At 39.4% G+C, this 3,570-nt stretch carries 1 protein-coding gene and 1 pseudogene; one reads left to right on the top strand and one right to left on the bottom strand.

Annotated elements, in window-relative coordinates:
* Positions 1–307 precede the first annotated feature (307 nt).
* Positions 308–2,920 (top strand): annotated as a pseudogene (locus tag IM477_RS11730) (Eco57I restriction-modification methylase domain-containing protein); the annotation flags it as partial.
* 78 nt (positions 2,921–2,998) lie between these two features.
* Here IM477_RS11730 and IM477_RS11725 read toward each other — a convergent pair.
* Complete coding sequence (locus IM477_RS11725) at positions 2,999–3,460, bottom strand: DUF29 domain-containing protein (protein WP_002747568.1); 462 nt, start codon at positions 3,458–3,460, stop codon at positions 2,999–3,001.
* Between the last annotated feature and the right edge of the window lie 110 nt (positions 3,461–3,570).

Below are 3,570 nucleotides of genomic sequence, written 5' to 3'. Positions count from 1 at the left end.
GATTATCGAAAATTTGGGTTAAAACCCCGTCCTTTTAGGACGGCTTTAAGCTACAATGGAAAAAGCGATAACCAAGCTAAAAACTGAACCTTGACAACAGATAGTAGGGGGTTTTGTTCAGAAAAGAATTCAAATTCGGCCTTGAACGAGTAAAACTTTCTAGGAAATAAGGTTGAACATGAGATTTTTTCGACTTGTTCAAAGTGGCCGTCCGGCATTCGGACACTCAAAACGGACGTGGAGAAAGAGTCAGACTTAAGCAATTAAGCGTTTTTCGGTGAAGCGTCAACCCCGTTCAGCGACCACCCTAAAAAAGTGGCGTGGTGAGGAATCGCCGTCCGTTTTACGGCGGCGAGGATGTCAAATTGTTAAATATATTGTCAGTCATACCCTCAAACCAATTTTAGAGCAAAGAGCGCAACAGTTCGGGGATGTGATGACAGAAATCGCCACCCGAAGACAAGAAAGCAGCGATAGACGTTTAGGAAATCTCAGTCAGCAGGGATTAGAAAAAGAGCTACAACGCTTAGAAAAAAAAGCGATCACTACCTTACTTGATCTTAAACTCTGTGACCCCGCCATGGGAAGCGGACATTTTTTAGTAGAAGCAGTGGACTATCTCACCGATGAGTTAATCCAGATTCTCAATCTTTATCCCGAAGATAATCCCGTTTTAACCATGTTGGAAACCACCCGACAAAACATTATCGACAATCTCCGACAACAGGGAATTATTCTCGATTCTCCCACCCTTGAACCCACGCAATTATTACAGAGAGTGGTGATGAAGCGCTGTATTTATGGGGTGGATATCAATCCGATGGCTGTAGAATTGGCCAAGGTTAGTCTCTGGTTACATTCTTTCACAGTGGGCGCACCTTTGAGTTTTTTGGATCATCATTTACGTTGTGGTAATTCTCTGATCGGAACTACCGCCAAGGACGCAGAAGCCGCTATGATTGAGGAAGAAAGTGGTCAATTAACTCTTTTAACTGGCCCTTTTGTTGGGTTACTTCGGGCCGCGGAAATTATGCGGGGAATTAGTACCCTCAGCGATGCGACTTTTGCTGAAGTGGAAGCAAGTGAACAGTTATTCCGTGATTTTGATAGTCAAGCTAAACCCTACAAGCGTTTATTAGATGTTTTCCTCTCTCGCTTTTTTGGGGTTAAAACTGCTATCGAGTTTCTGCAGCGCTACGGTGGCAATATATCGGCAATTAATTGGGATAAGTTACCCCGATCAGATCAAGGAATTTTAGACCAAGCAGCTAGTTTATATAAAAGTAAGCGCTTTTTTCATTGGGATCTGGAATTTCCTGAAGTTTTTATCGATCTTGATTCCGCTTCTTGGAAGGATAACCCCGGTTTTGATGCAGTAATCGGTAATCCTCCTTATGATGAATTGTCAGAATCCGCTCTCGGTAGAGTAATTGACGAAAAACAATTTATAGATAATACAGAAATTTATAAAGAAGCTAGAGCATTTAGAGTTAACTTATATCGTTTATTTGTTGCCAAAGCTATAAGTCTCGCTAAGAAAAATGGCTATCATAGCTTTATTGTTCCTATGTCACTGCTAGGTGATCGTTTTACATTTGAGTTAAGACGTAAGCTTTTACAAAAAACCAGTTTGATATGTATTGAAGCTTTTCCGCAAAAAGATGACCCCAATAATCGGGTTTTTCGTGAAGCAAAATTATCCACTTGTGTGTATGTTCTTTTTAATGGCATATTACCGCTAGATTTCTCGATGAGAACTCATGAGGGCAAAGATATTCTAGATCATTCTCGTCGATATTATGCTAATGCTGAAAAAATCGATAAATTTGATCCTGATAATTTATCTATACCAACAGTCAATCAGGAGTCTTGGAAATTGTTATTAAACCTATGTGAAAATCCTAGATGTGTTTTATTTAAAACCATTGGTTATCCGACTCCTGGAGAGATTATGTTCAATCAGCAATTCAAAGAATTTATATCAGATGATCCTCCAGGTGAAATAGTTCTTCGTGGAGCGCATATAGGTCGTTATGAGTTTTACGAAAAGCCAAAACAAGGAAACCCAGTGTATTTAAATAAAACAAAATTCCTTGAAAAACGTGGTACAAATAAAGAAGTTAAAGCATACGATCATTTAAAGAGAAGAATCGCCTATCAAAGAGGTGCGGCAATCGATAATTATCGACGGATAATAGCAACAACTATTCAAGAGGGATTTTTTTGTTCTGACACAGTTGGTTATATTGTAGATACACAATATAAACTAGAAACAGTTCTAGCTTTTTTAAATTCAAAATTATCGGAATGGAGATTCAGCCTTACAAGTACGACTAATCATATTAATGCCTACGAACTAAACGTAATTTTTATTCCTAAAATATCTTTTAACACCAATAGCGATCGCCGTCAACAGAGTTTAGAGAAACTTATCAAAAGTTATCAAGAAAAGCAAGAGATATTAAAAGAAATCGAGGAGCATATTAGGAGAGAGGAAACCGATATAGTCCATGATATTCTGGCCTACTTAGCAGAACAGATGATCGAGATAAATCGGGAAAAACAAAAAGAAATCAAAAGCTTTTTAAGATATTTAGAGAGAATAATCGGCAGTGCGATCGATAATTTCACCAACAAATCAAAAATCCAAAACTATCTCGGTGACTACCAAAAAAGCGAACCTCATCTTAGCTGCGATCAACTGTGGGAGATACTGAAAAAGAACAAAAAGAAAATTACCGTTAACTTACTCGATCGTCAAATACAGGAAACCCTAGAAAAAGAATATCAAACCAGTCTAGATAAACTTTTGCCCCTAAAACAACAATTAAGAGCCACCGATGAATTGATCGATCTAATTGTTTATAAACTCTATGGATTAAGCGAGGAAGAAATTAAAATTATTGAAGGGAGAGAGTAAAAAAAAGAATCAGCTGCCCGCGTATTTAAATTACTTGTTGAGATACAGATACCCGTTGAGGCGGTATAACCGTTAAATTTACGACCAATCCTGACTCGTATCGCAGAGGAAATGGTCGGCCATGATGTCCTCGAAGGTGAAGGGAGAGTGAGAGGGAAAAGTCCGTATCGGTAAATCCGTGTCCCGCAAAGCCAAATCCACTCCGGCCTCGAAAGCATCAGATAAAGCCGTCGGTATCTGGGATTTTAAACTAGGATTGCCCTCTAGATGCCGTCTGATCCCTCGTCTCTGTTCTCTAATTGTCAAAAACCAGCTGCGAGAACGTTTATCTGGCTGATATTCCCATTTGAGAAGATGTCCTACCAAAACGGTTAGACTGCTCACCAGTTCTCGATATTCTTGTTTACCCAAGGAAATGATTTCCTCCCGCAAGTTTTGCCAGTCCAGAGCTTCTACCTGTCGGTTGGCTAGAGCTTTCGCTTGTAGCTCTGTCCACCCGTAGAAGTCGGATTCATACAGGGAATTGGCTCGATCTTTCATCGAAATTTTGGGTCTGAAACCCCGTCGTAGAACGACGGCTTTACTGTTAAATATTAGCACATTTACAAAATATATGCTAGAATGTGAGACATGGAAAAAGCCTACTCGTT

It is taken from the genome of Microcystis sp. M090S1 (assembly GCF_020246295.1).
GTDB lineage: Bacteria > Cyanobacteriota > Cyanobacteriia > Cyanobacteriales > Microcystaceae > Microcystis > Microcystis aeruginosa.
The sequence above is the reverse complement of the archived record's forward strand: the minus strand, read 5'-3'. Positions and strand labels throughout refer to the sequence as shown.